This is a genomic window from Roseofilum capinflatum BLCC-M114 (assembly GCF_030068505.1).
In the GTDB taxonomy this organism is placed as follows: Bacteria; Cyanobacteriota; Cyanobacteriia; order Cyanobacteriales; family Desertifilaceae; genus Roseofilum; species Roseofilum capinflatum.
On the sequence record NZ_JAQOSO010000014.1, the window covers coordinates 1 to 4,821 of the forward strand.

The 4,821-nt window shown below is 43.0% G+C and carries 4 protein-coding genes, 1 tRNA gene and 1 pseudogene; 2 read left to right on the top strand and 4 right to left on the bottom strand.

Annotated elements, in window-relative coordinates; all coding sequences use genetic code 11:
- Positions 1–9: 9 nt before the first annotated feature.
- Positions 10–342 carry a hypothetical protein gene (locus PMG25_RS03795; protein ID WP_283765582.1) on the bottom strand — a complete coding sequence of 111 codons (333 nt, stop codon included), beginning with the start codon at positions 340–342 and terminating at the stop codon, positions 10–12.
- A 17-nt stretch (positions 343–359) separates the two neighbouring features.
- Positions 360–1,067, bottom strand: coding sequence for a glycosyltransferase family 61 protein (locus PMG25_RS03800; RefSeq protein WP_283765583.1), 708 nt, complete (start codon positions 1,065–1,067; stop codon positions 360–362).
- Positions 1,068–1,218: 151 nt separating this feature from the next.
- On the opposite strand from PMG25_RS03800, the gene PMG25_RS03805 reads away from it, so the two are divergent.
- Positions 1,219–2,172 carry a D-2-hydroxyacid dehydrogenase gene (locus PMG25_RS03805; RefSeq protein WP_283765584.1) on the top strand — a complete coding sequence of 318 codons (954 nt, stop codon included), beginning with the start codon at positions 1,219–1,221 and terminating at the stop codon, positions 2,170–2,172.
- Between the two features lie 47 nt (positions 2,173–2,219).
- On the opposite strand, the gene PMG25_RS03810 is transcribed toward PMG25_RS03805, so the two are convergent.
- Together PMG25_RS03810 and lysS are read right to left on the bottom strand one after the other, a co-directional pair.
- Positions 2,220–2,293 (bottom strand) — tRNA-Arg (locus PMG25_RS03810).
- Between the two features lie 37 nt (positions 2,294–2,330).
- Positions 2,331–3,905 (bottom strand): lysine--tRNA ligase, encoded by a 1,575-nt coding sequence (gene lysS / locus PMG25_RS03815; protein ID WP_283765585.1) that lies wholly within the window; start codon positions 3,903–3,905, stop codon positions 2,331–2,333.
- 227 nt (positions 3,906–4,132) lie between these two features.
- Here lysS and cas1 point away from each other — a divergent pair.
- Positions 4,133–4,624: pseudogene (cas1, locus tag PMG25_RS03820) on the top strand (CRISPR-associated endonuclease Cas1); the annotation flags it as partial.
- Between the last annotated feature and the right edge of the window lie 197 nt (positions 4,625–4,821).

The following is a 4,821-nucleotide window of genomic DNA, read 5'->3' on the forward strand; positions in this document are numbered from 1 at the left end:
GGGAAAAGTTCACTTTTCTTTTAAAGATTGCCCCGGACTTTGAAAACCCCCTGCTCTGTAAGGCCACAGTAAATGTTCAAATACTTGATCGGCCATAATTAAATCGAAGCGTTTGTCTAAACAATCTTTACAAATGTCATATTCAGGATAGTCAAATTTTGTATAAGATTTGAATGTTATATCTTCTAAAGTATTTCCTGATATTTCTAAAGCATTTAATGTAGAAGGATCAAGAGATTCAATGAAGTTAAAGCATTCTTTCAACATGACCACTTTAGACCATAAAGTTAAGTCATACTTTGCAATTCTTTTTAGTTTATCTTTGGAATCTTTAGATATCATAATTTATAGAACTCTAGTTACAACTTCTGAGGTAGATTTATCAACTGAAAAACTTCATCCATCTTAAGATTTACATTATCCCAGATCCAGTGCAGATCTTCATATTCCTTGGGTTGTTTCCCTTCTCCCATCAAATAATGATAATCTAGATCAATTTCATTACTCAGAACCCAGTAGTGGGTTTCTACATAGTTGGGAGAAAAAAACTCAATCACTTGAGTACCGGGCGAACAGAACACTAAGTTACTGAGTCCGGCTCCGTGAGGAGCAACAATTTGATGAGCCGAAGCAAAAAGCTGGGCTTGTTCTTCCATTGACTTTGTTTCTAGTATAACTGATTGAAAGCCAATTTTTTCTAATTTTTCTACTAATTGATCTTCGTTAATTACTTTTCGGTGTCTGGATTTTGCGCGACTAATATAGAGTTTTTGGGGAGCATCTGATGGCTGAGAATTATTTGCTGGTAAAAAAGTGTTTCTTAGGAATTGACAGACCCATTTAGGCATTTCTCCTGGCTGACTGGGCCAGGAGGGAACGATGAGGTTGTCTGCTATAATATGGGTAAATTCACGATTGGTGATGATTTTATGTTCGGGAATGCCTAATTGGGATAGGGTTTGAATCTGAAAGGGTAAATGATAGCTGGAAAAAATAAAATAATCAATATCGTTGAAGTTAATACCACTCAGTCGCAGCAGTTCGAGGCGAGGGAGGACATCAAACATCCAATGGAAGTAAACATCGCTGCCTTGGGGGGGTTAAGTAAGAGTTCTCAGGGAATTAAGTTCTCTCACTGGTGACCAATCGCTCTTGTTTCTTGCCTCCCCGAAAACCCAGCAACTGACAGCCTGAACTTGTGACCAAGATTGACTACCCATGAAAATCGTTATTTTAGATGCAGCTACCCTGGGTGACGTAAACCTAAGCGGATTAGAAAAATTTGGAACGGTCGAAAGCTTCCCAACGACTCAAGCCGAAGAGGTTCCGACCCGAATTCAAAGTGCTGAAATTATCATCACCAATAAAGTCGCCATTAATCGTCCCATTCTGGAAACGACCAATAGTCTCAAACTGATTTGTGTGGCTGCGACTGGATACAATATTATCGATATCCCATGTGCAAGGGAACGGGGAATTACTGTAACTAATGCCGTGGGTTACTCTACCAATAGTGTGGTGGATCATACTTTTGCGATGCTTTTTTATCTCTCCCACCATTCCCGTTATTTCGACGATTATACCCGCAGCCGCCAATGGTGCGAAAGTCCCACCTTTAACCATCTAGGAGAATCCTTTTTTGAGCTGGCGGGGAAACAGTGGGGGATTATCGGTATGGGAACCATTGGCCGCAAAGTTGCTGATATTGCCCAAGCTTTTGGCTGTCAGGTTTCCTATTTTTCCACCAGTGGGCAAAACTGCGAACAACCTTTTGAATGCGTCAGTTTAGAGCAATTGTTGCAACAATCGCAGATTGTTTCTATTCATGCGCCATTAAACGAAAAAACAGCTAATCTCATTGATGAACCGCAACTTCAACAAATGTCTTCTCAAGCCATTCTACTCAATGTCAGTCGGGGAGGAATTGTCAATGAAGCGGCGTTAGCATCAGCCTTGGAGCATGGCGAAATTGCTGCCGCAGGTTTAGATGTATTGGCAAAAGAGCCTCCAGAAGAAAGTAATCCTCTTTTTCAGATTCAAAACAAAGATAGATTGTTCATTACCCCTCATATTGCCTGGATTTCTAAAGAATCAAGAGCGCGGTTAGTCGCGGAAGTGGAACAAAATATTGCCGCATTTCTTAAGGGTGAGAGTCGAAATCGGGTGATTTAGCGATGATTTGTAATCATAGCGGTTTAATCGGACTTGATATAACTAAGCGGGACTGACGGGTCTCGAACCCATGGCCTAGCGCTTAGGAGGCGCTCGCTCTATCCAACTGAGCTACAGTCCCATTCGCCCCCTATTATACATGATGTCAGGTCAGGGCACTAGCCCAGGGCAATTACAGCGTTTAAGCGCTCGACTACAAACGTACGGTCTAAATAGGATAATAACCCGCCTGCTTTTGGCCCCCGTTCTTTACCTAGGAATGATTGGTAAATGGCTGGAAAAGCCACATTGGGTTTAATCGATAACTCCTTAGTGGTGGAGAAAATTAGGGTTTGCAACTCCTCTCCTTCCCAATTTTCAGTTTTTTCCAGATTGGACACCAATTGTTTAAGATAGGTCTTTTGCTCGTCAGATAATTGACTGGCTCCTTCGGGAATCTGATCCCAATAAATGACTAACTTTTCTTCTTCATCGGCATAATCTTCGAGCCACTTCTTACCTACAGCAATCCGTTTTTGAATCTCTTGCCAATCTCTATCGGTTAGGGGAGGCATCCGTTTTTGAATTTCCTGTTCAATATCTAAACCAGGAATTTGCAACAGGGAAATTAAGGTACTTAGCTCGAAGGGTTGATAGGGTTCAATTTCACTCTCTAATTGGGCATACAAAAGGGGCATTAAGTCCTTGGAGAGTTCCTCTTCTTCCCCAGAACTTTGCCCTTCTTGATATTTGCCAATCAAGGTATCATAATCTCGGAATAGGCGAGTTGTTGTTTCGTAATTGGGCGCAAAATTAATTACGGTTTTGGGGGGAGTTCTTAACATCAGAAATCGCAGCAGTTCAGCCGGTAATAAGTCGGCCATGTCTCTGGCACTGGAACCGACTCCTTTGGAGGAACTCATTTTCGTGCCATTGACTAGAATGAATTCATAGGGAGAATGGAAAGGGGGTTGTTTTTTCAGCACTTTCCGGCAAATGGCATTGGCTACATCACGGGAGCCGCCTTTTTGGGAATGGTCTTTTCCGGCTAATTCAATGGTGATTCCTAACAGATCCCATTTGGCGACCCATTCGACTTTCCAGGGTAATTTTCCGTTGCCGTCAAAGGGAGAAACCCAACCGGAATGACCGCATCCTTCTACCCAGTCGGTGCTATCGGGTTTGCAGGTGTAAAAGACTTGTTCGCCGTTGTAGTCGGTGACGACGGTGGTGGCGATTTTACCGCAGTTTTCACAAACAACTTGGAAGGGATACCAATCATCGGGTCGTTTGGCTTTGCTGACTTGTTCGTAGGCTTGGCGAATTAAGTGGGCGTTGTTTAAGAAGGTGTCAATATAAGGGTTAAGTTGTCCGGTGCGATAGAGGTCGCGCAGATAGTAAATTTGTGGTTTTACGCCTAAATAGTCAAAGACTTGTAGAAATTCGCCCATGAAATATTTGGCGTAGTCGCTGGCGGTTTCTTCTGGGGAGGGAACGTTACAGAGGGGATAGCCGAGATAGGGGTTAAATTGCTCTGGGTTGAGATAGTGGGGAACCGTATCTAGGGCATCATAATCATCGACACCATAGAGGAATTTGACGGGTTTTTGGGCATGTTTTAAGGCACGATAGATGACATCATGTATAACGACTCCCCGTAGCGAGCCGACGTGAACGCGACCGGATGGGGTTTTTGAGTCGTTGACAATTTGTTCGCCTTGTGCATCTTTTGCGATCTTATCTGCCCAAAACATAATGCGTTTTTATTTATCCACAATCTTTTTACTATAATATCAATTTGCTGTTGAGATAAAGTGATAATCTAAACTTATAACTTATTATTCTCTGATAAGCATCTGAGGGGGACAGGCGATCGCCAAAACCCGCATTCTGTCGTAGACCCCCTCAGATGGCCTTCTGGGTAAGGGTTTGAAGGCTGTCGATCGCGTCATTTTGGAGGTGAGATGAGAAAAAAAATCGACTTTTTCTTGGCCCCTTTACGTTTGAGAAGCGCACTAAGCGACCTCCTACCGATCCGGTCAATAGTTTATTGAGTTTGGGCTATACTCTACTATTTCATAATGTCGGGTCATCTGTCCAAGGATTGGGACTACACACCCACTTTGGGAATTTGCATGTCTCTCGCAATTATCATCCTGCTTTGGTGTCGGATTTGATGGAAGAGTTTCGCGCTCAAGTGGTTGATTCCTTGGTGTGTTATTTGATTAATTCTAAAATCTTCACTGAGTCAGACTTCACTCCCCCTGATGATCATGGCGGCGTTTTCTTACATCCAACTTCTTTGCGGAAGTTCCTTAAGCATTGGGAAGAGAAGTTGCTCTCTCAGGTAACCCATCCCCATACTGGATATCAGGTGACTTTGCGCCGTTGTTTGGAACTACAAGCACGGGAATATTTAGCGGCATTGATGGAGGATGTGGAGGTTTATCGCCCGATGATTTGGAAGCTTTAGCAAGGGTTTAGTACCCTTAACTCATTGAGTTATTAAGGATTTAATTCAGAAGAGGAGCCAGTAATTTACTGGCCCCTCTTTTTAGGGTTTCAGCACTTCTTCTCTTCACTAAGAGTCAAACTTCGACAGCGGTTGGCATACCGCAGGGGGTTTTCAAAGTCCGGGGCAATCTTTAAAAGAAAAGTGAACTTTTCCCG